This window comes from Streptosporangium sp. NPDC051022 (genome assembly GCF_040683035.1).
In the GTDB taxonomy this organism is placed as follows: domain Bacteria; phylum Actinomycetota; class Actinomycetes; order Streptosporangiales; family Streptosporangiaceae; genus Streptosporangium.
The window spans coordinates 129346-153358 of record NZ_JBFBCF010000024.1 but is presented as its reverse complement, the minus strand read 5'-3'; the positions used below and the strand labels follow the sequence as shown (position 1 = coordinate 153358).

The window sequence follows — 24013 nt, the reverse complement described above, 5'->3', positions numbered from 1 at the left end:
CGGAGCACCCGAGAACGGCTGACCGCCCGTTCCGCCCCGCCCCCCGCGGGTGGAGATCGGCCGGTCAGCGCGCCTCGAAGGCCTCCGCCACCGCGGTCCTGACCCGGTCCATGGCTCCGGCGGCGGAGGCCTCACGGTTCAGCGAGGTCATGTCGACCTGGGGCATGCCGCAGGCGACCGCCCAGCTCCACGGCGTCAGGTCGCCCTCGACGTTGAGGGCGAACCCGTGGCTGGTGACGCTGCGGCTCTGCCGCATGCCGATCGAGACGATCTTCCGGCCCGTGTCCGTCGTCCACACGCCGGTGAGGAGCTCGGAGCCGGGCGGGGTGTCGCGGCGCTCCGCCGGGACCCCCAGCGCGCCGAGCGCGCGCACCAGCCTGAGCTCGACCTCGCGGACGTAGTCGACGATCCCCTCGTTCTCGCCGAGCTTGACGATCAGGTAGCCGACCAGCTGGCCCGGGCCGTGGTAGGTGAGCTGGCCGCCCCGGCCCGTGTTCACGACCGGGATGCCGTGAGAGGGGTCGGGCAGGTGTTCCGGCTGCGTGCGCCTGCCGACGGTGTAGACCTGCGGATGACTGAGGAGCCAGAGCGTGTCGGGACGCTCGTCGCGCTGCCGCTGACCGACCAGGTCGGTCATCCGCTCCATCGCCTTCTCGTAGTCCACCAGGTCGTCCTGCAACAGTGCCAGCGGCCGTTCCCTCATGCCCCCAGCCTAACCAGCCCAATCAGTAACGAACCGCCGGAGCCTTGGGGACGAGGATCCACAGCGCGACGTAGACGATCCACAGCGGTCCCGGGATGAGGGACAGCAGCAGCCACAGCACCCTGACGACCGTGGGCGACCAGCCGAGGCTCTCCGCGATCCCGCCGCAGACGCCGGCGAGGATCTTGTGGTTTCTCGAACGGTGCACGTATGCCTCCCGAGTCGTTGTTTCTCTCACCCGGTTCAACGGAGTGAGGGAACACCCCCGTTCCCGAGACGTCCCTGAGAAAACCCTGTCAGGGTCGGCTCCGGGACGCCCCGCCCGATAGGCGCCCCGGTTCCCGGCCTCAGTCCTTGAACCTCAGTCTTTGAACCTCAGTCCTTGAACGTGTACACCGGCCCGTCGGGTCCCTCGGAGACGGAGACCTTGTCCGCCGGTTCGTCCCACTGCTGGATGGAGACGTCCCAGTTCCCCGCCTCGGGCCTGAGCGTTCCCAGGAGCCGCCTGGCGCTCTTGGAGGCGGCCTGCAGGTCCGAGGTGAAGTCGGCTCCGCCCGGCACCCGGTCGCGCCGTACGACGGCGACCGTGACCTCGGTGGGGCCGTTGGCGTGGAACTCCCAGCGCGCGGGCTTCGCCCCGCACGGCAGCGACTTGGCGAGGACCCCGTCTCCGTCGGCCCTTCCCGCCCAGATGAAGGCGTGCAGGTCCTCCCGCGCGCACCTGACGTACACCCGCGCCCCGCCGTTCAGCTCGGCCCGGAAGGTGAACCTCTCGTTGATCCGGGTGAGGTGACCGCCCTCGACCTGGTGCCCGTTGGGCAGACCGGCGAGGTTGCGCTCACCCTGCGTGGCGAACCTCGTGCCGCTGCTCAGGCAGATGTCCGGCGAGCAGGACCTGGTGGAGACGCCCCCGTCGTGGATCGCGACCTCCCACAGCGCCGCCCCCGGCTCGGAGGCTGCGAGCACCCGGTCGAAGTCCGCGGAGGAGAAGCCGTCGTCGCCCCGGTCCCTGAGATCGCGGGGCACCTGCGAGGCGGGGACGGTGAACACCTCGACCGTGACGGGGACGCCGGGGCTCGTCCCCTTGAGGTCGCCGGCCGTGTTCCAGTGACTCCCCTTGCTGTCCGTCCCGCATCTTCCGGCGTCCACCCGGTCGCCGAACCGCAGGAACACCCGGCTGTCGGCCGCGCAGTCCACCCGGTAGAGGGTCCTGTCGCTCTTCGGCGTGAACGAGAGCCGCTCCACCTTGCCCGTGCTCTCCGAGCGCGCGCCGGCCAGCCGTACCCCCTCCCCCCGCGCCGCTCCCTCGGCCCTTCCGACCTGGGCGGCGGTCACGGACTTCGCGTCACGGCCGCCGGACAGCAGGGGCGGCGCCATGACCGCGCCGGCCGTCACGGCCACGGCGAGCGCCGCCGCGGCGGTCCATCTGCGCCGCCGGATTCTCCGGCCCCGCGCGATGATCTCGTCAAGCCGGGCGGAGCCCCCGCCGCCGCCCTCCTGACCGCGCGAGGCGAGCAGTTCCCTCAGATCGTGCTCGGTGTGGCTCATCGCTCCGCTCCCGTCATCGTCCGAATCCCCTGGTCGACCCGCAACCGGGTCAGAGCCCTGCCGAGCTGGCTCTTGACCGCCCCGACCGAGCAGCCGAGCACGTCGGCCACCTGGGTCAGGGTCATCTCCTCGAAGTAGTGCAGGACGACCACCGCCCGCTGACGGTTCGACAGCGTGCCGATCGCCGTCCACAGCGCGTCCCTGTCGCCTACCTCCCGGGTGAAGTCCCGCCCGTCCGCCCGGTCCGGCAACTCCCCCGTCGGGATCTCCCCGCGCCAGCGCCGCCGCCACCAGGAGGCGTGCGTGTTGGCGATGATCCGGTAGACGTAGGGATCGGGATCGCCGTCGATCCGGCGCCAGGCGAGCCAGGCCCTGGCCAGCGCCGTCTGCACCAGGTCCTCGGCGGCCGCCCAATCCCTGACCAGTAGATACGCCGTTCTTCGCAGTCGTTCGTGGCGTTGCGCGACGTACTCCGCGAACTCAGTCATCCTTGCCTCCAGCCTGACGCCTTCGAGGATGACTACCGTCCGGACCGCGTATCCGGATGACACCCGATCTCAACCGAATGACCGGGTCACGTAAGGTCCCCGGCTCCGCTAGCCTCGCCTACGTCACACACGCGCTGGGACGGAAGGTGCCCAAGTTGATCGGCTGGTTCGAAGCGGTGGTCCTCGGGCTCGTTCAGGGGTTGACAGAGTTTCTGCCGATCTCCTCCAGCGCCCACATCAGAGTCGTGTCGGCCCTGTTCGGCTGGCCGGATCCGGGTGCCGCGTTCACCGCGGTGATCCAGATCGGCACCGAGGCCGCGGTGGTGATCTACTTCCGCAAGGAGATCTGGGAGATCATCTCCACCTGGGTCAGGGCACTGTGGACTCCTGAGCTGCGCAAGCACCACGCCGCCCGGATGGGCTGGTACATCATCGTCGGCACCCTGCCGATCGTCGTGCTCGGCCTGCTGTTCAAGGACAGCATCGAGACCGTCTTCCGCGACCTGCGCCTGATCGGCACCACCCTGATCGTCTTCGGTGCGATCCTCTGGCTCGCCGACCGTACGGCCCGCAACAAGCTCACGCTGGAGCGGCACCTCAGCTTCCCGCACGCCCTGATCTACGGCTTCGCCCAGGCACTCGCCCTGATCCCCGGTGTCTCCCGCTCGGGCGGCACGGTCAGCGCGGGCCTGCTGCTGGACTACCGCAGGGAGGAGGCCGCGAAGTACTCCTTCCTGCTGGCCATCCCGGCGGTGCTGGGCGCGGGCGTGCTGGAGCTTTTCAAGATCGGCGGCGACGCCGAGACCCCGGCCTGGGGCCCGACGCTCCTGGCCACCGCGATCTCGTTCATCGTCGGCTACGCCGCGGTCGCGTGGTTCCTGAAGTACATCAGCACGCACCGCTTCACCGGATTCGTGATCTACCGGATCCTGCTGGGCATCCTCATCATCACCCTGGTGAGCACCCGCGTCCTCAACCCCATGGCCTGAACCACGGCCTGAACCACGATCCGAGCCACGGCCTGAACGCGGTCGCCCGTGGGCGGTGAGGGAGCGGGACCGGCGGCGGGACCGTCGCCGGAAAACGGTTCGCGGGCCGGCAGCGAGGGCGTCAACGGGGGCGTCAACGGGGGCAGGGCCACCCCCTTCCGGAGATGGCCCTGCCCGTCGAGACACGCCGTTCACAACCTCATCGACCGTGCCTGGAGCGGTCCAATACGGCGTGTCTTACATGGATCTGTCGGTCAGAGGAAGTAGTAGACGTCGACCTGGCCGTCGGCACGGTTGGTGAAAACCGCCTCTCCCGCCACCTGGGCCGGAGCCCTGTTGACGAAAGCGACGGCGGCCGCGGGGTTGGGCTGGAGGACGTACCTCCAGATCTTGGGAGCTGCGGCGAGGCTTTCCTTGCTGATGGCCTGAGCTTCACTCATCTGACTCACTGCCTTTCTACCGACCGGAATCGTGGAACGCGACCCGATCCATATATTGCACACGGGAAAACAAAGGAATATGACCGCCGGGTTACATCGGGCCCGATTTCCGATAGACCATTCGCGCTGTAATGAGAAACGAAATACCGGATATACATTTTTTTAGGGAAATACCGTCCGGGTGATTTCGACCACTGAACGATCATGGCGGCCACGGCGGCGAAGGGGCCGTCCCGGGGGGGCGTCCCGGGGACGGCCCGGGTCGGACAGACTGGCCTGGTGCGTTCAGAGTGGTCCGCCCTTCCCGTCCGTCACGTCCTGCCCGAGCTGTTCGCGGCCCTGGACGAGCGGGGCGTCGCCGTGCTCACCGCGCCGCCCGGCACCGGCAAGACCACGCTCGTCCCTCTCGCCCTGGCAGGGCTGATCGGCGACGTCGCACCGGACGGGCCGAGCAGGCCAGGCGGTGACGCCGCACCGAACAGGCCGGGCGGACCACAGGAGCCGGGCGGGCCGAAGCGGCCGGGCGGGCCGGGCAGGGGCTCGCCACCGAAGCGGGTGGTCGTGGCCGAACCCCGCCGCATGGCGGTACGGGCCGCGGCACGGCGGATGGCGTGGCTGCTGGAGTCGGAGGTGGGCGCCGAGGTCGGCTTCTCGGTCCGCGGCGAACGCCGGGCCGGCGCGGAGACGCTCGTCGAGGTCGTCACCACGGGGGTGCTCCTCCAGCGACTCCAGCGCGACCCCGAACTCGGCGGCGTGGACATGGTCCTGCTGGACGAGTGTCACGAGCGCCACCTGGACGCGGACACCGCCCTGGCCTTCCTCCTCGACGTCCGGTCCGCCCTCCGTCCCGACCTTCGCGTCGTCGCGGCCTCGGCGACCGCCGACGCCGCCCCCTGGGCCCGGCTGCTCGGCTCCGGCACCGCCGCCCCTGGACCGGACACGCCCCCGCCCGCGCCGATCGTGCACGCCTCCGGCACCGCCCATCCCGTCACCCCCGTCTGGGCCCCCGCGCCCAGGCCGGTGACGCCCCCGCGCGGCCTGCGGGTGGATCCCGCCTTCCTCTCCCATGTGGCCGACGTCGTACGGCGCGCGCTGGGCGAGCAGGAGGGGGACGTGCTGTGCTTCCTGCCCGGGGTCGGCGAGATCGGCAGGGTGGCCGCGGCGCTCCAGGGCACCGGAGAGCTCCGGGGGGTGGAGGTGCTCCAGGTGCACGGCCAGGCCCCGGCCCGCGTCCAGGACGCCGTGCTGTCGCCGGGCGCGCACCGGCGGGTCGTGCTCGCCACCTCCGTCGCCGAGTCGAGCCTGACCGTTCCCGGCGTCCGGATCGTGGTCGACTCCGGCCTCGCCCGCGAGCCGCGCACCGACCACGCCAGGGGGCTCGGCTCGCTGACCACGGTCCGGGTGTCCAGGGCCTCCGCCACCCAGCGCGCGGGCCGGGCGGGGCGGGAGGCCCCGGGGTTCGTGTACCGGTGCTGGTCCCCGGCCGAGCACGACCGGCTCCCCGACCACTCCCAGCCCGAGATCGCCCTCGCCGACCTGACCGGTTTCGCCCTCCAGGCGGCCTGCTGGGGCGACCCCGCGGCCACCGGGCTGGCCCTGCTCGATCCGCCCCCGCCCGCCGCGCTGGAGGCCGCCCGGCGGACCCTGCACGCCCTGGGCGCCCTGGACGCGCCCGGCGGACGGGTCACGGCCAGAGGCCGCCGGATGGCGGAGGTGGGAGTTCACCCGCGGCTGGCCCGGGCCCTGCTCGACGTCGGGGCCGAGGCGGCCGAGGTGATCGCGCTGCTGTCCGAGCAGCTTCCCCGGGACGCGGACGACGACCTGGTCGCGGTCTGGCGCGCGGCCCGCCGGGGCGGTGACGGATTCGCCGCCCGCTGGCGTCAGGAGGCGAAACGCCTGGCCCGGGCCGCCGACAGGCGGGACCGATCGCCCCGGACCGGTCCCGCCGCGGACTCGCGGCCGGGCGACGACGCCCTGGCCGGGCTGGTCGTGGCGCTGGCCTACCCCGAGCGGGTGGCCGGACGGCGGGGCGACTCCTACCTGATGGTGTCCGGGACGGCGGCCGAGCTGCCCCCGGCGTCGCGGCTGGGCGACGCGCGGTGGCTGGCGATCGCGGTGGCCGACCGGCCCGCGGGATCGGCGGCGGCCCGGATCAGGCAGGCCGTCGTGATCGACGAGGAGACGGCCCGGCTCGCCGCCGCCCCGCTGTACTCCTCAGGGGAGGAGATCGGCTGGCGGGTTCCTCCGGGCGAGCGGCGCGGTGACGTCTCGGCGCGCCGGGTGGAGCGGCTCGGGGCCGTCGAGCTGGCCTCGGCTCCGCTGCGCGACGCCGACGTCAGGCCCGCCCTGCTGTACGGCCTGCGCACCGAGGGCCTGTCGATCCTGCGGTGGACGCCCGAGGCCGTCGCCCTGCGCGAACGCCTGGCCTTCTGTCACCGGACGCTCGGCGCCCCCTGGCCCGCGACGGACGACGACGCCCTAGTCGAGGCGGCCGACCTGTGGCTGGAGCCCGAGCTGTCTCGTGCCCGCCGCAGAGCCGACCTGGAGCGTCTCGACGTGGCCTCGGCGCTCGGCCGCCTGGTTCCCTGGAGCGCGCGCCTGGAGGACACAGCCCCAGAGCGGATCGAGGTGCCGAGCGGGTCGCGGATCAGGGTCGACTACTCCGGCGAGCGGCCCGTTCTGGCCGCCAAGCTGCAGGAGTTGTTCGGCTGGGACGAGGCGCCGTGCGTGGCGGGGGTGCCGCTGGTGATCCACCTGCTCTCCCCCGCGGGACGGCCCGCGGCGGTCACCGCCGATCTCGCCTCCTTCTGGCGCGGCGACGGCTACCGCTCGGTCAGGGCGGAGCTACGCGGCCGCTACCCCAAGCACCCCTGGCCCGAGGATCCGCTGTCGGCCGTGGCCACCCGCCGTACCAACCCCCGCCGCTGAACGGGTCCGGGACCGCCGGAGATCCGGCATGGCTCCCCCTTCGGCGTTCTCCGGGTCACGCGCCGCTCGTCGGCGCCGATCGGGTCCGTGCCGCCGCCCGCCGTACCGGCGCGGATGATTGGTGGTCCGGCTGACCGGCAGGCGCAAGGGCGGTCAGTCGCCGCCCGCCGTACCGGCCCGGATGATGCCGGCCACGGGGGCCGGGAGAGTTCCGGACCCGGCGAAGGCATGCGGGGGCACGGGGCACCACACCGGGCATCCCCTGCGAGGACCGAATCCGAAGGCACACGGAAACGCGGGGGCGTTGATCGGGCGGCCCCCGGAGGGTCACCGTACCGGGTGGTCCTTGACGGGGAGGACGTCCTCAAAGCGGGTGACGAGGAAGTCCATGGAGTAGATGCCGCCGCCGGTCGCGGAGGAGACCGCCAGGGCCGCCCGGTAGAGGACCTCCATGTCCGAGCGGTGCGGGTCGCGGGTCTCGATGCTCAGGCCGACCACGTGGCCGGAGTCCCGCACCGTGCCGCCGGACGGCGAAAGGGCGGAGCGGTACCCGAGAGCGTGCCCGAGGCGCTGTCCGAGCCCCTGCCCGAGCCGGTGCCCGGAGGAACACGCGGGCGGGTACTCGTAGGTGACGAGGATGGGGTCGCCCCTCCTGCCCTCGATGTGGCAGAGGCGCAGGTCGTGACCGTGGTGGACGGTCCGCTCCCCGAGGATGGGGCGCACCAGCCCGGCCACCCTCTCGCAGCCCAGACGCAGGTGCCCGTCCATGTGCACCTCGAGGCGCACGCGCTCCTCCCACGCTCCGGGCGGGTGCAGCGTGCCGCCGAGGCGGCACGCCAGGCCCGCGAGGAGGTGGCGGCTCACGGTCCGCTCCCCGCCGCAGGCGATGATCGCCCCGCGCCGGTCGGCCGGGACTCGGGCGAGCGCGGCCTGCTCCTCGGTGATCTCGGCGCGGCGCAGCCTGGTGTCCCACGTGGTGAACCAGTCTCCCGTCACGGTCAGGCCGGGGTCGTACTGGCGGAGCAGGCTCTCCAGCCTGGCCGGATCGGTCGGGCGGTAGGTGAGCAGGGCGGGATTGAGGCGTAACTGCCGGGCCGTGCGATCGAGGAACCACATGCCCCGAGTGTCCGCGAATGCGCTTGGGGGTGGCTTGCGATTCACATGCCACCCCATTACGCGCTATCGTAGTGATATCACTTCGATAGCAAAGGTGGAGACATGGAGCGTCATGCCTTCCGGGTCAACGGTTTCGTCGTTCTGATCGGGCTGCTGCTGCTCGGCGCCGTCATGGCCGGGGTGGCGCTGACACTGGGGATCCCGGTCCTCATCGGGGCCGCGATCCTGTGGGGAGTCATCGCGGTCGTCGTCCTCAGCGGCTTCGTGGTGATCAACCCGAACGAGGCGAAGGTCGTGCAGTTCCTCGGCCGCTACGTCGGATCGGTGAGCGACGCGGGCTTCCAGTGGGTGCTGCCGTTCACCACCAAGCAGCGGATCACGCTGCGGGTGCGCAACTTCGAGACGACCAAGCTCAAGGTGAACGACGCCGACGGCAACCCCGTCGAGATCGCGGCCGTCGTCGTCTACCGGGTGACCGACACCGCCAAGGCCGCCTTCGCCGTGGACGACTACGAGGAGTACGTCGCGATCCAGTCCGAGGCCGCCGTGCGGCACCTGGCCACCAGCCACCCCTACGACGCCCACGAGGAGGGCCAGACCAGCCTGCGCGACGGCGCCGAGGTGGCCGCCGAGCTCACCACCGAGCTGGTCGACCGCACCGAACTGGCGGGGGTCGAGGTCCTGGAGGCGCGCATCACCCACCTCGCCTACGCGCCCGAGATCGCCCAGGCGATGCTGGTCCGCCAGCAGGCCACCCAGGTGGTCGCGGCGCGTACCCAGATCGTCGCCGGCGCGGTTGGTATGGTCCAGCTGGCACTGACCAGGCTGGCCGAGGAGGGGGTCGTGGAGCTCGACGAGGAGCGCAAGGCGCAGATGGTGTCCAACCTCCTGGTCGTCCTGTGCGGCGACCGGGCGACCCAGCCGGTGGTCAACGCCGGCAGCCTGTATGCCTGAGCGGAAAAAGATCCTGCTCAGGCTCGATCCGGCCGTCTACGAGGCGATCGCCAAGTGGGCGGCCGACGACCTGCGAAGCATCAACGCCCAACTGGAGTACGCGCTGCGCCTGGCGCTCAGGGGGGCGGGCCGCGACCTCAGGCGGGGCGAGCGGGATAACGCCGATGAGCCGGACAAGTCATCTGATTGAGATGTGAGACGCTTCCCCTGGCGCACTCGCCGGACAAAACTCGGTCTTATGTCGTGGGTGGGAAAGTCCGCAGCCGAAATAGCAGAGGCCGTGCGACGGGGGAAGACCACCGCGCCGTCGGTCGTCGAGGAGCACCTCCAGGCGATCGCCGAACGTGACGGGCGGATCGGGGCCTTCCGGAAGGTCCGCGCCGAGCGGGCGCTCGCCGAGGCGCGGGCCGTGCAGGAGCGGGGGGATCTGGCCGGCCTGCCGCTCGCGGGCGTGCCGGTCGCCGTCAAGGACAACGTGGCGATCAGGGGCGAGGCGGCGCGCAACGGGTCGGTGGCGACGCCGTCGGCCGCCGCGATCGAGGACCACCCGGTGGTGGCCCGCCTTCGGGCGGCGGGCGCGGTGGTCGTCGGGATCACCAACGTGCCCGAGCTGTCCCTGGCCGGGTTCTGCGACAGCGTGTACGCCTTGACCCGCAACCCGTGGGATCCCAAGCGCACCCCGGGCGGTTCCTCCGGCGGGAGCGCGGCGGCGGTGGCCGCGGGGATGGTCCCGCTGGCCCACGGCACCGACGGGCTCGGCTCGCTGCGCATCCCCGCCGCCTGCTGCGGGATCGTCGCCGTCAAACCGGGGCGCAGGACGGTCCCGCCGCCCGAGCACGACTGGTACGGGATGTCGGAGAACGGCCCGCTGGCCACCACCGTGACCGACCTCGCCCTGGCCCTGGCGGTGATGGCGGACGACATGTCCCTGTCGCCCCCCGGCCTCGCGGCGCCGGAGGGGCTGCGGATCGGGGTGGCCCGCGTCCCGCTGCCACCGGGATTCACCATCGACCCGGAGCTCCAGCGGGCGGTGGTCGAGGCCGCCCACACCCTCGGCGCCGCGGGACACACCGTGGTCGAGCACGAGACGCGGCTGCCCGGCTGGCTGGGCAGCGCCGCGATCACCACCTGGCTGGCGTGCGCCCGGACGGACGTGCGGGGACTCGACCCGCGCAGGCTGGAGCGCCGTACCCGGTCTCTGGCGAGGGCGGGCGGGCTGCTCGCCAGGATCGGGATGACCGGCACGGCAGGCCGCGAACGCTGGCGCGCCCACGGGGCGAGGCAGTGGTTCGGCGACGTGGACGTGCTCGTCACCCCGACGCTCGCCACCGTCCCGCCCGCCGCGGAACGCTGGGGCCGCCGCGGGCTGCTGAAGAACATGCGCGTCAACGTGACGTACGCCCCCGCGACCGCCTGCTGGAACATCGCGGGCTGGCCCGCCATGAGCATTCCGTACGGCTGGCACTCCACCGGCATGCCGATCGGCGTCCAGCTCGTCGCCCCGCCCGGAGGCGAGTCCCTGCTGATGGCCCTGGCGCTCCAGCTGGAGAGCGCCCACCCCTGGCTCCGCCACGCCCCGCTCGGCTGAGCGGCGGATCCCGGCGGCCCGGCGAACCCGGCGGGGCCCGGCCGGACCGGCGGGCATCCGCCGCGGACCGGTACGGGCTCAGACGCCGGTCGGGTGCCAGACCGTCTTGGTCTCCAGGAACGCCGTCATCCGCCTGGTGCCGGGGTCGGCGAACCAGTCGGTCCCGTCGCCGCCGCGAACCCCCGAGGCTCCCGCGGTCCCCGCGGCACCCGTGGCCGGGCGCAGGACCCGCTTGAGGTTCTCCGCCGCCGCCGCCTCGCACGCGACCGCCAGGTCCCGGTCGGCGACGCCGGTGAGGTCGAGGGCGTTGACGTCCATGTGCGCCGCCAGCCAGGGGGCGATCTCCGCCACCGAGCCGGTGAGAACGTTGACCACGCCGCCCGGCAGGTCGGAGGTGGCGAGCACCTCGGCCAGGGTGATGGACGGCAGCGGGGCCCGCTCGCTGGCCACCACGACGCAGGTGTTGCCCGTGACGATCACCGGCGCGACCACCGAGACGAGCCCGAGCAGCGGGTCGTCCGGGGCGACCAGCGCGACCACCCCGGTCGGCTCGGGCGAGGAGAGGTTGAAGTACGGCCCCGCCACCGGGTTGGCCGCCCCGGCCACCGCGGTGATCTTGTCCGACCAGCCCGCGTACCAGACGAGCCGGTCGACGGCCGCGTCCACGACCCTGCCCGCCTCGGCCTTCCCGGTGCCCGCGTCGGCCAGTTCGGCGACGAACTGCGCCCTGCGGCCCTCCAGCATCTCGGCCACGCGGTAGAGGATCTGTCCCCGGTTGTAGGCCGTCGCGCCCGACCAGCCGGAGAAGGCCTTGCGCGCGGCGGTGACCGCGTCACGGGCGTCCTTGCGGGACGCCTTGGACGCGTTGGCCAGGAAGTCGCCCTTCGAGGAGGTCACGGCGTAGGACCTTCCGCTCTCCGACCGCGGGAACGCCCCGCCGATGTACAGCTTGTACGTCTTGCGCACGGCCAGCCGTACGGACTCGGCCTTACTCATCTCCCCGCCCTCTCCAGCTGCTCTCCTGCTGCGCCAGCCTGGCCGGCACGAAGATCTGACCGCAGCGGCTCACCCCGCACCGGTGGGCGAACCAGCCGCGCAACACCGGACGTCCCGCGCGGGCGAAGCCGTGGTTCCTGGTGGCCTGGGCGCGGCGGGGGCGGCGCCGGGACCCGTGATGGTCACACATCGAGATACGCCTCCAGACCGTGTCGTCCGCCCTCTCTGCCGTAGCCCGACTCCTTGTAGCCGCCGAACGGCGACGCGGGGTCGAACCGGTTGAAGGTGTTGGCCCACACCACACCGGCACGGAGCCGGTCCGCCATCCACAGGATGCGCGAGCCCTTCTCCGTCCACACGCCCGCCGACAGGCCGTACGGGGTGTTGTTGGCCTTCTCGACGGCTTCGGCCGGGGTGCGGAAGGTCAGCACGGACAGCACGGGCCCGAAGACCTCCTCCCTGGCGATCCGGTGCGACTGGGCCACCCCGGTGAAGATCGTCGGCGGGAACCAGAAGCCCCTGTCGGGCAGCGGGCACGCCGGGGACCAGCGCTCGGCGCCCTCGGCCTCCCCGAGGTCGGACAGCTCCCGGATCCTGGCGAGCTGGGCCGCGGAGTTGATCGCGCCGATGTCGGTGTTCTTGTCCAGCGGGTCGCCCAGGCGGAGCGTGGCCAGACGCCGCTTCAGCGCGTCCAGCAGCTCCTCGGCGATCGACTCCTGGACCAGCAGGCGCGAGCCCGCGCAGCAGACATGCCCCTGGTTGAAGAAGATCCCGTTGACGACGCCCTCGACGGCCTGGTCGAGCGCGGCGTCGTCGAACACGATGTTGGCGGCCTTGCCGCCGAGCTCCAGGGTGACCTTCTTGCCCGACCCGGCGACGGACCTGGCGATCAGGCGGCCGACCTCCGTCGAGCCGGTGAAGGCGACCTTGTCGACGTCCGGGTGGTTCACCAGCGCCGCGCCGGTCTGGCCGGCGCCGGTCACAATGTTGACCACGCCGGGCGGCAGGTCGGCCTGCTCGCAGATCTCCGCGAACAGCAGCGCGGTCAGCGGGGTGGTCTCGGCGGGCTTGAGGACGACGGTGTTGCCGCAGGCCAGCGCGGGGGCGATCTTCCACGCCAGCATGAGCAGCGGGAAGTTCCACGGGATGACCTGACCGGCGACGCCCAGCGGCCGGGGGTCGGGGCCGTACCCGGCGTAGCCCAGCTTGTCGGCCCAGCCCGCGTAGTAGAAGAAGTGCGCCGCGACCAGCGGCAGGTCCACGTCACGGGACTCGCGGATCGGCTTTCCGTTGTCCAGGGACTCCAGTACGGCCAGCTCGCGCGAGCGTTCCTGGATGATGCGGGCGATCCTGAACAGATACTTGGCCCGCTCGGAGCCGGGCATGGCCGACCAGGGGCCGAACGCCTTCCTGGCGGCCTTGACCGCCCTGTCGACGTCCGCCTCGGTCGCCCAGACGACCTCGGCCAGGACCTCCTCGGAGGCGGGGTTGATGGTCTTGTTGTGGTTCTCGCCCTGGGAGTCGACCCACTCACCGCCGATGAACAGCCGGTAGGAGGGTTTGATGTCGACGACGTCGCGGGACTCGGGGGCCGGTGCGTATTCGAACATCGATCAGTCCAGGGTGAAGTAGTCGGGGCCCGCGTACCGGCCGGTGGCCATCTTCTGGCGCTGCATCAGCAGGTCGTTGAGCACGCTGGAGGCGCCGAGGCGGAACCAGTCCGGGTCCAGCCAGCCGTCGCCGACGGTCTCGTTGACCAGGACCAGCATCTTGATCGCGTCCTTGGTGGTCCGGATGCCGCCCGCGGGCTTCACCCCGACCTTGCGGCCCGTCTCAGCCAGGAAGTCGCGGACCGCCTCCAGCATGACCAGCGTCACAGGGAGGGTCGCGGCGGGCTGTACCTTGCCCGTCGAGGTCTTGATGAAGTCTCCCCCGGCCAGCATGGCCAGCCAGGACGCGCGCCGTACGTTGTCGTAGGTGGCCAGTTCGCCGGTCTCCAGGATGACCTTCAGGTGGGCCTCGCCGCAGGCGGCCTTGACCGCGACGATCTCCTCGAAGACCTTGAGGTAGTCGCCGGACAGGAAGGCACCTCTGTCGATCACCATGTCGATCTCGTCGGCTCCGGCCGCGACCGCGAACGAGGTGTCGGCGACCTTGACGTCCAGTGACGAGCGGCCGCTGGGGAAGGCGGTCGCGACGCTGGCGACCTTCACGCCGGAGCCGCCGAGCGCGGCCACCGCCCCGGCGACCATGTCGGGGTAGACGCAGACGGCGGCCACCTTCGGCACGGAGGGGTCACTCGGGTCGGGACGGACCGCCTTCGCGCACATCGCGCGAACCTTGCCGGGCGTGTCGGCGCCTTCGAGGGTGGTCAGGTCCACCATGCGGATGGCCAGGTCGATCGCCTTCGCCTTGGCGGTCGTCTTGATCGATCGGGTGCCGAGCATCGCGGCTCGCTGGTCGGCGCCCACACGGTCGACACCGGGCAGGCCGTGGAGGAAGTTCCGCAACGCGACGTTGGACGCGGGGGTGGACCCCGCCACGTCGGCGAGCGAAGTAGTCATAGTTGACACCTCTCCAGGATGCCGACTGGTGAGTATTGTTCCAAACCGGACGCTGCCCAGTCCCTCCACTGCTTTTCGTCAACATTCGCCGACTGCGGGAGTGGGACACGGCAAGGTTCCGGCCACCCCAGCCTCGCTTGTCCGTATTCGGGCGTGGCCGTGATCCGCCGCCGGAGCCGGGGCGAGAGGGACCGGGACCGGGGACGGCGACGGGAGTGGGGACGGCGGCGGGATGTGCCTGGCCGGTACCCGCCGCCGTCAGGGAGCACCGCGAAGTGCTCCCGCCCAGGGGGAATACCGCGCGGCCTCCCCGCAGGAGACCCCCGTCACGGGCCGTGTCCCGGACGGGGCCTCGTCCGGAACCGTGCTCCGGGCCGGGCCCCATCCGGACCCGGGCCCCGGTTCCCGTCTCAGTCGCAGATCGTCTTCAGGTGCGGGTCGGCTTCAGGGGCAGGTCGGCTCGCCGGCCTGCGCGGGAACGTTGACGGCGCTCCAGGCGGCCTTGGTCGCGTTGAACTCGGTACAACCGACGAACAGGGCCTTCGTGGCCTGGAGGGTGGCCACCCGCGCCCGGCCGTGCGTCGGGGAGCTGGTTTTGAGCTGGAGCCCGCCGTAGAAGATCTGCCCGGCCTTGCGGATGCCGACGCCGGTCAGCGAGCCGGGACCCGAGCAGACAGGGCTGACGGGCCCGCCCGGCGGGTTGGTGCCCTCGGCGAGCAGGTAGAACCAGTGGTTCTGCGGACCGGGGTCGGAGACCCCGGTCCGGTAGCAGTTCTGGCCGCCGAGCAGGGCGGGGTTGTACATGTTGCGGATCGGCCCGCTCCCCCACATGTCCACCTCCTCGCCGATCAGGTAGTCGGGCACGTCCAAGCCGGGCGGCTCGTTGGCGTAGTGCTCGGTCAGAGTGCCGAGGATGTCACCGGCCGACTCGGCCAGGCCCGCGCCCTCCGGACCGCTCGCGGGCCCCCCGCTGGAACCGGAGTACTCGAAGACCGCATGGCCGTACTCGTGCCCGACCATGTCGAGCGAGGTGAGCTGCTTGGTGTTGGCGGAGTTGTGGCCGAAGGAGAGCGCCGAGCCGTTCCACACGTTGTTGACGTCGTTCAGGCCGACGCGCGCCGGGAAGCTGTGGCCCGCGCTGTCGATGCCGTTGCGCCCCAGCCAGTTGCGCAGCATGTCCCACTGCTTCTGCGCGGCGAACAGGACGTCGACACAGGCGGTCTCCAGGTTGGTGCCCGACCCGTTGCCCCAGGTGTCGACCGCCTTGGTGTAGACGCTGCCGTTCTGGCCCCCGCAGCGGAGCTCCGGCCGGGTGAGGTCCCGCATCGCGTACGAGCCCGGGGAGCCGGAGGTCTGGATGGTCACCGCGCTGCCGTTGAAGCGGCTGTTGCCGGTACCGAACCGGACCTGGTCGTAGGAGTCGAAGACGGTTCCGTCGAGCGCGTCCACGAAGACATGGAGCACGCTCGGACTCCGCTCCCGCGTCTGGCCGGTGACGATCACCTCCCAGGCCAGCCGGGGACGCTCGGTTGTCGCGTGGACCAGCAGTCTGGGCGTGCTCGCCCGTTCCACGACGGGCAGCTCGGCGCGGGCGGCCGAGGACGCGGCGACGGCGCTCACCCGCGCCTCGGTGCCGACGGCGTCCAGGGCGGTCTGCTGGCCGGTGGTCACGGCGTGGACCACGCCACCGGTCCGGTCTGCGAGAACGATCACGTCACCGCCGTACACCGGTAGACCCTGGTAGGTCCGCGGGTAGGTGAGGTACTGCAGGCCGCGGGTTCCCGAGGTCGCCACGGGGCGCCCGAGCCTCTCCCGCGCCCCCAGATGGAGGGCGTCGGCTCGCGACGACAGCGCCCTGTCCGCGCTGACGACCGCGCGTTCGCGCTCTGCGGGACCGGGCGGAGCGAAGGCGGGAAGCGTCCCCTCGTCGGTCGGCCCGCCGAGAAGTACGGCCTTCGCCTCCGCGCCGGTCTGCCCGCCGGGAGGTGCTGTTTGCGCCCCTGGGTCGGCCAGGGTGGTGATGGCGTCCGCGCCGCTCGTCAACGCGGGTGCCCCCATCGCGGCCACCGCCACGGCGGCGATGGCTCCCAACTTCATTCCGGGATTCATACTCGATGACTCCTTTTGGGTCAGGAGCCGCAGCCGGCCGGGCTGCACCAAACATGACATCGACAGCGAAAGAAAAGAACCCCACAAATATCCATACCTTCGCCGTATGACCTTTTATCGGGAAACAAATATTTGAAATCCGAAAAGCAGCCGGGAACGCGTATTCGGTCATGGACCCGCCGCCCGGCCTCCGGGCCTCGTCAGAACATCCCATCCGGAGGGCATGCCCGGAGGACCCGTTCGGGCGACCGCCCGGGGGTGCCTAAGGCGGAGCGCGACGCCCTAGGTATACCCGGCCGCCGGGGCCGCCGGGAGATAGGGCATCCGCCCGATGTGACGGCGGGGACCTTAGAACGACTCTTGAGTGTGTAAGGAAGTCGCACCACCGGGACCGCGGTCCCGTGAGGAGGAACCAGAGATGGCTCCCGAGTTTCACCTCCAGATGAGCGGCCAGCGGGCCTCCCAACTCCGCAAGGAGGCAGCCGAGTACCGCCGCGCCCGCCAGGTCCAGCGCTCCCAGTCCCAACCGGCCGGGAACGACCGCTCCTCGGGCGAGCGCCGCCGGGGCCTGTTCGGCAAGACCACTCCGGCATGACCCCGTCACGAGAGCCCGGCCGTCTCCTCCCTGCCGGCCGGGCCTCCCAGCCTCCGTAACGGACTCCGCCATCCGAGGCGCGCCCCCTTCACCCTTCGCCTGGAGATGCCCCCTTCGCCCAGGGATAAATGGGAAGAAGATTTCATATAAGGCGTGACATGCTGGAAGACATGATGGGTCGGGCGGTGAGCCCCGTTTTCGTGGGGCGGGAGGCGGAGCTCTCTGACCTGACCGAGGCCTTCGCGCAGGCACGCGACAACGCGGCGACGGCGGTGCTCCTGGGAGGCGAGGCCGGAGTCGGCAAGTCGCGCCTGATCGGATGCTTCGCCGAGCGCGTCGCGGGCGACGGCGCGCACGTGCTCATCGGCGGCTGCGTCGAACTGTCGACCGAGGGCCTGGCCTACGCGCCGTTCACCGCGGCGATCCGCCAGCTCGTGCGCGAATGCGGTGCCGAGCAGGTCGCCGCCCTGCTGCCTGGGGGCGCGGCACGCGACCTGGCCAGACTGCTCCCCGAGTTCGGCGAACCGAGCGGCGACCTGGAGACCGACACCGCCAGGGCCCGCCTCTTCGAACAGATCCTCACCCTGCTGGAACGGCTGGCCGAGCACCGCCCGATGGTCCTGATCATCGAGGACATCCACTGGGCCGACCGGTCGAGCCGGGATCTGATCGCCTTCCTCAGCCGGAACCTGCGCGCCGCACCGGTCCTGATGATCCTCACCTACCGCTCGGACGACCTGCACCGCCAGCACCCGCTCCGCCCCGTGCTCGCCGAGCTCGGCCGGGTCGAGGGGGTCGTCCGGCTGGACCTGCCCCGGCTCACCCGGGACGAGGTCGCCGCCCAGATGGCCGGAATCCTCGGCACGACGCCCGAGTTCGCGCGGGTCGGCCAGGTCTTCGAACGCAGCGAGGGCATCCCCCTGTTCGTCGAGGCGCTGGTCGAGTGCGGCGACGACTGCACCTTCCCCGACTCCCTCCACGACCTGATGATCGGCGCCGTCGAGCAGCTCCCCGACGAGACCCAGCGGATCCTGCGCGTCGCCGCCGCCGGCGGGATACGGGTCGGCCACGACCTGCTCGCCGCGGTCAGCGGGCTGTCCGACGTTGATCTGGAGGACGCGCTGCGGCCCGCCATCGCCGTCAACGTGCTCCAGGTCGCCGACGGCCGGGCCTACGCCTTCCGGCACTCCCTGATCCGCGAAGCCGTACACGACGAGCTGCTGCCCGGCGAGCACGCGCGGCTGCACGCCCGCTTCGCCGAGGAGATCGGCAGGGACCGCACCCTGGTCCCGCCCGGCCGGGCCGCCATAGAGATCGCCCACCACTGGTACTCCGCCCGTGACGACCTGTGGGCCCTCATCTCCGCCTGGGAGGCGGCGGACAAGGCCGCCAGGACCTTCGCCTACAACGAGAAGATGCAGCTGCTCGAACGGGTGCTCACGCTGTGGAACAAGGTCCCCGACGCCGCGGAGCGCATCGGCGTCGACCACACCACGGTCCTGGAGCAGGCCTCCGAGGCCGCCCACGCCTGCGGCGAGATCGACCGGGGCATGAAGTTCGTCAAGGCCGCACTGGACGAGCTCGACGAGAAGGCCGAGCCCGAGCGGGTGGCCGAACTCGTCGTACAGCTGTCGCAGTTCCAGTCGTCCAAGCGTAAGCCCGGGGCGCTCGACAACCTGCGCTACGCCGAACGGCTGGTCCCCGAACCCGGGCCGGTGCGCGCCCACGTACTGTCCAAGCTGGGCTCCTTCCTGATCTTCAGGGGCGAGGTGGCCGAAGGCACCGCGCTCACCGAGGAGGCACTGCGGATCGCCCGCGAGCACGGCGACGAGTGTCTGGAGGCCGACCTGCTGCTCAACCTGGCCCTGGGCCACTCGATCGAGGGACGCCTCGACGAGACGATCGCCGTCAACTCGACCGCCCAGGCCATCGGCGAACGCAAGGGCTCGGGCCGCATCATCCTGCGGGCCATCAGCAACAACGTGGACGCGCTCAACAACATGGGCCGCTCCGCCGAGGCGATCGAGATGGCACTCGAAGGCGAGCGGCTGGCCAGGAAGTACGGCCGCTACCGCCTGTCGGGGACGTTCATCGCCAACAACCGGGCCGAGGCACTGGAGGCACTGGGCCGCTTCGAGGAGGCGGCCCAGCTGGCCGAGCAGGCGCTCACCATGGACCCGATCCTGCGCACCCGCCACCACCTGCGCCGGATCCGCGCGGACGTGGCGATCGCGCGCGGCGAGACCGACGTGGTCAGATCCGTGCTGAGCGAGGTGGACGCCTTCAACATCCAGGAGGAGTTCACCCAGGAACGGTCGGCCAACACCCGGTTCAAGATCGGCCTGCACCTGCTCGACGGTAAGCCGACGGCCGCGCTGGAACTGGCCGAACAGGTCATCCACGAGGCCCTGCTCACGAACAAGCCCATGCTGGGCTGGCGGGTGCTCGCCCTGCTGGCCGAGGTCTGCGAGATCACCGAGACGCTCGCACCCGAACGCGCGGCGGCGCTGCGCTCCCAGGTGGAGGAGACCGGGGCGGCGATGGGCGCGCACAGCCCGGTCGCCGATGCCTACCAGCTCTCCGTCGACCGCCACCACGACGCCGCCGCCACCGCCTGGGAGCGGCTCGACCGTCCGTTCATGCGTGCCAAGTCACTGCTCCGCGCGGGGCGAGCGGCGGCGGGTGCGGGTGACCGCGAGGGCGCCGCGGTACGGCTGCGCACGGCCTACCCGATCGCCCTGGCACTGTCGGCCCGGCCTCTGATCACGGAGATCGAGGCACTGGCCCGCAGAATCGGGGCGTCCCTCACCGAGGAGGGCGCCCCGACCGCGGGTCCACCGACGGCCCCGGCGGCCTCCTCCCCGGTCTCGCAGCTCACACCGCGCGAGCAGGAGGTCCTGCGGCTGGTCGCCCAGGGACGGTCGAACCGCGACATCGCCGCCGAACTGTTCATCTCGGTCAAGACCGTGAGCGTCCACGTCTCGAACATCCTGGGCAAGCTCAGCGTCTCGACCAGGGGCGAAGCCGCGGCCGCGGCCCACCGCCTCGCCCTCATCGGCTGATTTCCTGCATCATGGGCTCGGGGCGGGAAAGCTCGGGGCGGGAAAGCTCGGGGCGGGAAAGCTCGGGGCGGGAAAGCGCGGGGCGGGAAAGCGCGGGGAGAGGGGAAGCACATGCGGAGCGAGAACGGCGTCGTCTTCGGCATGACCTCGTCCCCCGCCGGGACGGGAACGCGCGAGACCTCCGAGGCGACCGGGGTGCGCGACGCCATCGCCGCCAACCTCCGCCGCACCCGCCTGGCCCGGGGGCTCAGCGTCCGCGAACTGGCCGAGCTGACCGGGGTGAGCAAGGCACTCGTCTCCCAGGTGGAGCGCGGCGTCGCCAACCCCACGGTCGAGGTACTGTCGCGGCTGGCGACCGCCCTTGAGCTGACCTTCGGCGAGCTGACCCGCATCAACCTGGTGGGACCGGAGGTCATCCGCCGCAGTGAGAGCGTCCCGCTGCTGGTCGGCGACAGCGCGATCCGGACCCTGTTCGCCGCCCCCGACCGGCGCCGCTTCGAACTGGCCGAGGGCGACATCCCGGCCGGGACCCGCAGCGCCAAGAGCTCACACGGCCGGGGCTCGGTCGAGCACGCCTACGTGGTCTCCGGCGAGGTGACCGTGGAGACCGACGAGTGGTCGGTCACCCTCGCCGCAGGCGACGCCCTGCGTTTCGCCTCCGAGTCCGACCACGTCTACGCCACCGGTTCCGTCCCTTGCCGGGTCCTGACCCTGATCTCCTTCTCCGAGGACTGACGTTCCACCGGGCTCGTCCCAGCGGATCGGGGTCCTTTACGACACCGGAGCGACGAGTGGTGGGGCTGCGCTGACCTGCGTTGATGAGCAGCGCGTGATTCGGTGAGCGTTCGGGTTACGGGGGTTCGCGCTGCGGGGGGTGGGTGGTCCGGTCGGCCGTCGTTGGTTTCGCTCTGGTGGGGTCAGGCCTGCGGCCTGGCGGGCGCGGGGGTTTCCGTCCTTTTATACGCCGACCGGACCACCCACCCCCCTCCGCGCACTACCCGCCCCGCCGTACGGCCTAGCCGCCGTAGCCGCTCTCTTTCCCGCCGCTCAGCGTTCTGGAGGAGGCTGAAGCAATCAGGAAAGGGCCGGTTCAGGGCTGGTCACCGTAGCTGAAGCCTCACTTTCGAAAGGAGCGCAGGGCTGAGGTCGAAAGCTGCCCCCTTAAGAAGGGCCTTCCCGCCCGTGGGGCGCCAGCTTCGGTGGGCCACCCGTTGCCCACCCCATCCTGGGGCGAGACGGAAACACCCAGGCACCTTCTACCCACCCCGTGGGGCGGCAGCTTCGGTGGAGCGGCTGATGCCCACACCCATCACCCCGCTCCACTCGCACACCGCACGACCACGTACACGACCTCCCACGACGCCACCCACCCCCGCCCCCTTCCTCCGCCCCCCATGCGTGCCCTCATGCGTGACCTCCCATGGCGCCGGTACGGCGGGCGGTGACGCGGACCCGACCGGCGCCGATGGACGGCGAGCAACCCGGCATGCGGTTCCCGCACCACGTCACCGGTCGTTTCCGGCTGCGGTGTCCGCCAGGTGGAACCACACCGCGTTGCCCGCCTCGGCGTCATGGTGAACACCCCAGCGAGTTGAGAGCAGCTCGACCATGAACAGGCCCCGCCCGCCGTCGCCGTCGAGCGTCGCGGCCCGCACGAAGGGAAGGCTCGCGGCCGAGCCATCGTCGATCACCTCGACATGGATCACATCCGCACCATGATCGTCGTGACCCCCTTGAGCGCCGTAGCCACCGTGGCCGTTCGACATGGCTACGCACACCGTCACCGAGCCGTACGACCTGCGGCCCGAGTCAGAGTGCACGACCGCGTTTGTGACCAGCTCGCTGAGCAGGAGAAGCACGTCATCGAGAGTGGAGTCGGCGACCCTGCCCGACAGCAGGTCGCGGGCCCACTGACGGGCGGTGGGGACCGAGGCCGGGGTGCCGGGGAAGTCGGCGTGGCCGAGCGGACGCAGTACGGACCAGCGCGGCGAGGCCGTACGGTGCCGCTCGTAGCGGCAGGCCGGATTCGGGGCCACCGCCGACGGGATGGACGAAGGCGGAGGCGGGGACGGGGGAAGAGGCGAGGATGGGGGCCTCATGCGGCGGCCGCCATGGCGATGACGTCGGCGGCGTTGTCGGCCTCGGCCCACACCCATGATCCCGGCATCCAGATCCGCGCCCACCACGGCCGCCAGATGAACACCCACTCCCGCGCCCGGCGAACCACCACCACCCGAATCCGCGTCCGCCCCATCGAGATGACCTCCAGCACCGGCTGACCGGCCACCGGCAGCACCAGCGTGCTCCCCACCCCGATCCGATACAGATCCCGCCCCAACCGCACCAAATGCTCGAATTGCTCTTGCGAGCAGTTTTCCGCCATTCGCCGGACTTCCTTTCCCAGCCGTGGGACATAGCCACGTCTTTGCCGGTCTTCCGTGCGTTTACTGGCAAGCGCAGCAAACCCGTCAGCGTCCCGTAACGAAACCGTTGCTCCGGGTAATGAAAATCGAGTGTGCGAGACGCCACTCTGTGTGACTATCGTCAGTGTGCTCTTGAGGTTGCCACTTGGCAACTGCCAGAAAGCAAGTGCCTGAATTTTCCTTTTAGTGATCCCCAAAAGGGATATTGGTAGCAAGGGAGATAAAAAGGGTGAACCGAAGCGGGAAGAGTCCGACCGTCAGGCGGCGTCGACTGGCCGCCGAGCTACGGCGCATCCGTGAGGAAAGAAAGCAGACCATAGATCAGGTTGCGGAGCAGTTGGACTGGCACGCGACCAAGCTCAGTCGCTTCGAAACCGGCCGTCGCGCCATACAGCCGAGCGACGTACGAGCACTACTTGCCGTATATGAGGTCAAGCCAGAAGAGCGTGAGGCGTTGCTCGTCCTGGCACGCGAAGCTCGGCAACGCGGCTGGTGGCACGCCTACGGACAGGCCGTACCCGAATGGTTCGAGGTCTATGTAGGCCTGGAGTCCGAAGCGTCGTCTCTTCACATCTACGAATGCGAGTTCGTTCCCGGGCTGATCCAGACCGAAGGCTACATACGGGCGGTACATAGAGCCGCGCAGATCGGAGCTTCGGAGGAGGAGATAGATCAGCGAGTGGCCGTACGAGTTGCGCGGCAGAAGCTTCTCAGAGGAGAGGGCTCGCCGCACCTGTGGATGATCGTCAATGAAGCGGTCATCCGGCGCACGGTCGGCGGTGCCGATGTAATGCGCGACCAGCTCGCGAAGATGATCGAGGCGGCGGACCTGCCGAACGTGACACTCCAGGTGCTCCCCTTCGCCGTTGGCGCGCACCCTGCGATGGGCGGAGGGTTCCACATGCTTGGGTTCGGGTCTCTTGAGACCGATGTGGTCTACATCGAGTATCCAACAGGGACGATTTATCTGGAGAAGCAGCCAGAAGTAGAGCGATATAAGCTGATATTCGACCACTTGCGCGCCGCAGCTCTGCCCACCGAGGCCTCGAAGGCAATCATCGCGCGCATGGCAAGTGAGCTCGCGACGTAGTGATCGAGCAGGCGGAAAGAGGTGCCGGATGGCGGAGAACGACCCCGTAGACCTGTCGCTGGCGGAGTGGCGGAAGAGTTCGCGCAGCAACGGAAACGGAGGCGCGTGCGTAGAAGTAGCACGCAACCTTCCCAATACCGTTGTGGTACGGGACAGCAAAGATCCTCACGGCCCGGTTCTGTCGTTCTCCCCCGATGGCTGGCGGGCCTTCGTCACAGGCGTCAGGGGCGGCGAGTTCGACGGCGTGAGCTGAGCGTTCCACGGCGAACACTTTTTATCCGTCCCTCCAAAAGGGAGGAATCCGCTGCGCTTCTCGCCGTCCCCGTGCCTGAGAGGGAAGCAGGTGGCTATGACAGTGCCTGGGAGCACCACGTGCGTGCGAAAGCGAGCACCGTTCAGCGATCTCGAATGCCAAGAATG

The 24013-nt window shown here is 70.7% G+C and carries 23 protein-coding genes; 10 read left to right on the top strand and 13 right to left on the bottom strand.

The genetic code is table 11. The annotated features are described in order from the left end of the window. Positions 1-64: 64 nt before the first annotated feature. The 4 genes from lipB to AB0N02_RS32395 all read right to left on the bottom strand — a co-directional run bounded on the left by lipB (position 65) and on the right by AB0N02_RS32395 (position 2739). Entirely contained in the window at positions 65-703 is a 639-nt protein-coding gene (lipB, locus tag AB0N02_RS32410) for a lipoyl(octanoyl) transferase LipB (protein ID WP_363954161.1), read from the bottom strand. A gap of 22 nt (positions 704-725) precedes the next feature. Beyond that, entirely contained in the window at positions 726-911 is a 186-nt protein-coding gene (locus tag AB0N02_RS32405) for a PspC domain-containing protein (protein ID WP_363954159.1), read from the bottom strand. Positions 912-1078: 167 nt separating this feature from the next. Further along, positions 1079-2251: a hypothetical protein gene (locus AB0N02_RS32400; protein WP_363954157.1), complete on the bottom strand. Its 1173-nt coding sequence runs from the start codon at positions 2249-2251 to the stop codon at positions 1079-1081. After that, positions 2248-2739 carry a SigE family RNA polymerase sigma factor gene (locus AB0N02_RS32395; protein ID WP_363954155.1) on the bottom strand — a complete coding sequence of 164 codons (492 nt, stop codon included), beginning with the start codon at positions 2737-2739 and terminating at the stop codon, positions 2248-2250. The genes AB0N02_RS32400 and AB0N02_RS32395 overlap by 4 nt, the downstream gene beginning before the upstream one ends. A 146-nt stretch (positions 2740-2885) precedes the next feature. On the opposite strand from AB0N02_RS32395, the gene AB0N02_RS32390 reads away from it, so the two are divergent. Beyond that, entirely contained in the window at positions 2886-3728 is an 843-nt protein-coding gene (locus tag AB0N02_RS32390; protein WP_363954153.1) for an undecaprenyl-diphosphate phosphatase, read from the top strand. 254 nt (positions 3729-3982) lie between these two features. Here AB0N02_RS32390 and AB0N02_RS32385 read toward each other — a convergent pair whose 3' ends face one another. Continuing rightward, complete coding sequence (locus AB0N02_RS32385) at positions 3983-4168, bottom strand: hypothetical protein (protein ID WP_363954151.1); 186 nt, start codon at positions 4166-4168, stop codon at positions 3983-3985. A 279-nt stretch (positions 4169-4447) separates the two neighbouring features. Between AB0N02_RS32385 and hrpB the strand changes: the two genes are divergently transcribed. Beyond that, complete coding sequence (gene hrpB, locus AB0N02_RS32380; protein WP_363954149.1) at positions 4448-7096, top strand: ATP-dependent helicase HrpB; 2649 nt, start codon at positions 4448-4450, stop codon at positions 7094-7096. Positions 7097-7423: 327 nt separating this feature from the next. Here the strand turns inward: hrpB and AB0N02_RS32375 are convergent, their stop codons facing one another. Continuing rightward, positions 7424-8212: a hypothetical protein gene (locus AB0N02_RS32375; RefSeq protein ID WP_363954147.1), complete on the bottom strand. Its 789-nt coding sequence runs from the start codon at positions 8210-8212 to the stop codon at positions 7424-7426. A 102-nt stretch (positions 8213-8314) separates the two neighbouring features. Here AB0N02_RS32375 and AB0N02_RS32370 point away from each other — a divergent pair, with 102 nt between their 5' ends. The 3 genes from AB0N02_RS32370 to AB0N02_RS32360 all read left to right on the top strand — a co-directional run bounded on the left by AB0N02_RS32370 (position 8315) and on the right by AB0N02_RS32360 (position 10754). After that, positions 8315-9166 carry an SPFH domain-containing protein gene (locus AB0N02_RS32370; RefSeq protein WP_363954145.1) on the top strand — a complete coding sequence of 284 codons (852 nt, stop codon included), beginning with the start codon at positions 8315-8317 and terminating at the stop codon, positions 9164-9166. After that, entirely contained in the window at positions 9159-9356 is a 198-nt protein-coding gene (locus AB0N02_RS32365) for a hypothetical protein (RefSeq protein WP_363954143.1), read from the top strand. Before AB0N02_RS32370 ends, AB0N02_RS32365 begins: the two co-directional genes overlap by 8 nt. 90 nt (positions 9357-9446) lie before the next feature. Beyond that, the gene (locus tag AB0N02_RS32360; protein ID WP_363954141.1) at positions 9447-10754 is read left to right on the top strand and encodes an amidase family protein; all 1308 of its coding nucleotides are present in this window, start codon (positions 9447-9449) and stop codon (positions 10752-10754) included. A 78-nt stretch (positions 10755-10832) separates the two neighbouring features. On the opposite strand, the gene AB0N02_RS32355 is transcribed toward AB0N02_RS32360, so the two are convergent. The 5 genes from AB0N02_RS32355 to AB0N02_RS32335 form a co-directional block, all read right to left on the bottom strand. Then, positions 10833-11750 (bottom strand): aldehyde dehydrogenase family protein, encoded by a 918-nt coding sequence (locus tag AB0N02_RS32355; protein ID WP_363954139.1) that lies wholly within the window; start codon positions 11748-11750, stop codon positions 10833-10835. After that, on the bottom strand, positions 11743-11940 hold the full coding sequence (locus tag AB0N02_RS32350; RefSeq protein ID WP_363954137.1) for a hypothetical protein: 198 nt from the start codon (positions 11938-11940) through the stop codon (positions 11743-11745). Before AB0N02_RS32350 ends, AB0N02_RS32355 begins: the two co-directional genes overlap by 8 nt. Further along, positions 11933-13360 (bottom strand): aldehyde dehydrogenase family protein, encoded by a 1428-nt coding sequence (locus tag AB0N02_RS32345; protein ID WP_363954135.1) that lies wholly within the window; start codon positions 13358-13360, stop codon positions 11933-11935. Before AB0N02_RS32345 ends, AB0N02_RS32350 begins: the two co-directional genes overlap by 8 nt. Positions 13361-13363: 3 nt before the next feature. After that, positions 13364-14314: a deoxyribose-phosphate aldolase gene (deoC, locus tag AB0N02_RS32340; RefSeq protein WP_363954133.1), complete on the bottom strand. Its 951-nt coding sequence runs from the start codon at positions 14312-14314 to the stop codon at positions 13364-13366. A gap of 444 nt (positions 14315-14758) precedes the next feature. Continuing rightward, positions 14759-16411, bottom strand: a complete 1653-nt coding sequence (locus AB0N02_RS32335; protein WP_363954131.1) for a M4 family metallopeptidase — start codon at positions 16409-16411, stop codon at positions 14759-14761. 430 nt (positions 16412-16841) lie between these two features. On the opposite strand from AB0N02_RS32335, the gene AB0N02_RS32330 reads away from it, so the two are divergent. The 3 genes from AB0N02_RS32330 (at position 16842) to AB0N02_RS32320 (ending at position 20815) form a co-directional block, all read left to right on the top strand. Continuing rightward, positions 16842-17018 (top strand): hypothetical protein, encoded by a 177-nt coding sequence (locus AB0N02_RS32330; RefSeq protein WP_363954129.1) that lies wholly within the window; start codon positions 16842-16844, stop codon positions 17016-17018. Positions 17019-17203: 185 nt separating this feature from the next. After that, a complete protein-coding gene (locus AB0N02_RS32325; RefSeq protein WP_363954127.1) occupies positions 17204-20080 on the top strand; it encodes an AAA family ATPase in 2877 nt (958 codons plus the stop codon). Between the two features lie 111 nt (positions 20081-20191). Next, complete coding sequence (locus AB0N02_RS32320; RefSeq protein WP_363954125.1) at positions 20192-20815, top strand: XRE family transcriptional regulator; 624 nt, start codon at positions 20192-20194, stop codon at positions 20813-20815. Between the two features lie 770 nt (positions 20816-21585). Here AB0N02_RS32320 and AB0N02_RS32315 read toward each other — a convergent pair. Further along, entirely contained in the window at positions 21586-22116 is a 531-nt protein-coding gene (locus tag AB0N02_RS32315) for an ATP-binding protein (protein WP_363954123.1), read from the bottom strand. Positions 22117-22175: 59 nt separating this feature from the next. Beyond that, positions 22176-22463: a hypothetical protein gene (locus AB0N02_RS32310; RefSeq protein ID WP_363954121.1), complete on the bottom strand. Its 288-nt coding sequence runs from the start codon at positions 22461-22463 to the stop codon at positions 22176-22178. Between the two features lie 269 nt (positions 22464-22732). Between AB0N02_RS32310 and AB0N02_RS32305 the strand changes: the two genes are divergently transcribed. Continuing rightward, the gene (locus AB0N02_RS32305; protein WP_363954119.1) at positions 22733-23593 is read left to right on the top strand and encodes a helix-turn-helix transcriptional regulator; all 861 of its coding nucleotides are present in this window, start codon (positions 22733-22735) and stop codon (positions 23591-23593) included. A 28-nt stretch (positions 23594-23621) separates the two neighbouring features. Next, on the top strand, positions 23622-23846 hold the full coding sequence (locus AB0N02_RS32300; protein ID WP_363954117.1) for a DUF397 domain-containing protein: 225 nt from the start codon (positions 23622-23624) through the stop codon (positions 23844-23846). The last annotated feature ends 167 nt before the right edge of the window (positions 23847-24013 follow it).

Bases quoted from the DNA above. Each gene is read 5' to 3' on its own strand.
- lipB (WP_363954161.1), bottom strand. From the start codon at position 703: ATGAGGGAACGGCCGCTGGCACTGTTGCAGGACGACCTGGTGGACTAC.
- AB0N02_RS32400 (WP_363954157.1), bottom strand. From the start codon at position 2,251: ATGAGCCACACCGAGCACGATCTGAGGGAACTGCTCGCCTCGCGCGGT.
- AB0N02_RS32395 (WP_363954155.1), bottom strand. From the start codon at position 2,739: ATGACTGAGTTCGCGGAGTACGTCGCGCAACGCCACGAACGACTGCGA.
- AB0N02_RS32385 (WP_363954151.1), bottom strand. From the start codon at position 4,168: ATGAGTGAAGCTCAGGCCATCAGCAAGGAAAGCCTCGCCGCAGCTCCC.
- AB0N02_RS32375 (WP_363954147.1), bottom strand. From the start codon at position 8,212: ATGTGGTTCCTCGATCGCACGGCCCGGCAGTTACGCCTCAATCCCGCC.
- AB0N02_RS32370 (WP_363954145.1), top strand. From the start codon at position 8,315: ATGGAGCGTCATGCCTTCCGGGTCAACGGTTTCGTCGTTCTGATCGGG.
- AB0N02_RS32365 (WP_363954143.1), top strand. From the start codon at position 9,159: ATGCCTGAGCGGAAAAAGATCCTGCTCAGGCTCGATCCGGCCGTCTAC.
- AB0N02_RS32355 (WP_363954139.1), bottom strand. From the start codon at position 11,750: ATGAGTAAGGCCGAGTCCGTACGGCTGGCCGTGCGCAAGACGTACAAG.
- AB0N02_RS32350 (WP_363954137.1), bottom strand. From the start codon at position 11,940: ATGTGTGACCATCACGGGTCCCGGCGCCGCCCCCGCCGCGCCCAGGCC.
- AB0N02_RS32345 (WP_363954135.1), bottom strand. From the start codon at position 13,360: ATGTTCGAATACGCACCGGCCCCCGAGTCCCGCGACGTCGTCGACATC.
- deoC (WP_363954133.1), bottom strand. From the start codon at position 14,314: ATGACTACTTCGCTCGCCGACGTGGCGGGGTCCACCCCCGCGTCCAAC.
- AB0N02_RS32335 (WP_363954131.1), bottom strand. From the start codon at position 16,411: ATGAAGTTGGGAGCCATCGCCGCCGTGGCGGTGGCCGCGATGGGGGCA.
- AB0N02_RS32330 (WP_363954129.1), top strand. From the start codon at position 16,842: ATGGCTCCCGAGTTTCACCTCCAGATGAGCGGCCAGCGGGCCTCCCAA.
- AB0N02_RS32320 (WP_363954125.1), top strand. From the start codon at position 20,192: ATGCGGAGCGAGAACGGCGTCGTCTTCGGCATGACCTCGTCCCCCGCC.
- AB0N02_RS32310 (WP_363954121.1), bottom strand. From the start codon at position 22,463: ATGGCGGAAAACTGCTCGCAAGAGCAATTCGAGCATTTGGTGCGGTTG.
- AB0N02_RS32300 (WP_363954117.1), top strand. From the start codon at position 23,622: ATGGCGGAGAACGACCCCGTAGACCTGTCGCTGGCGGAGTGGCGGAAG.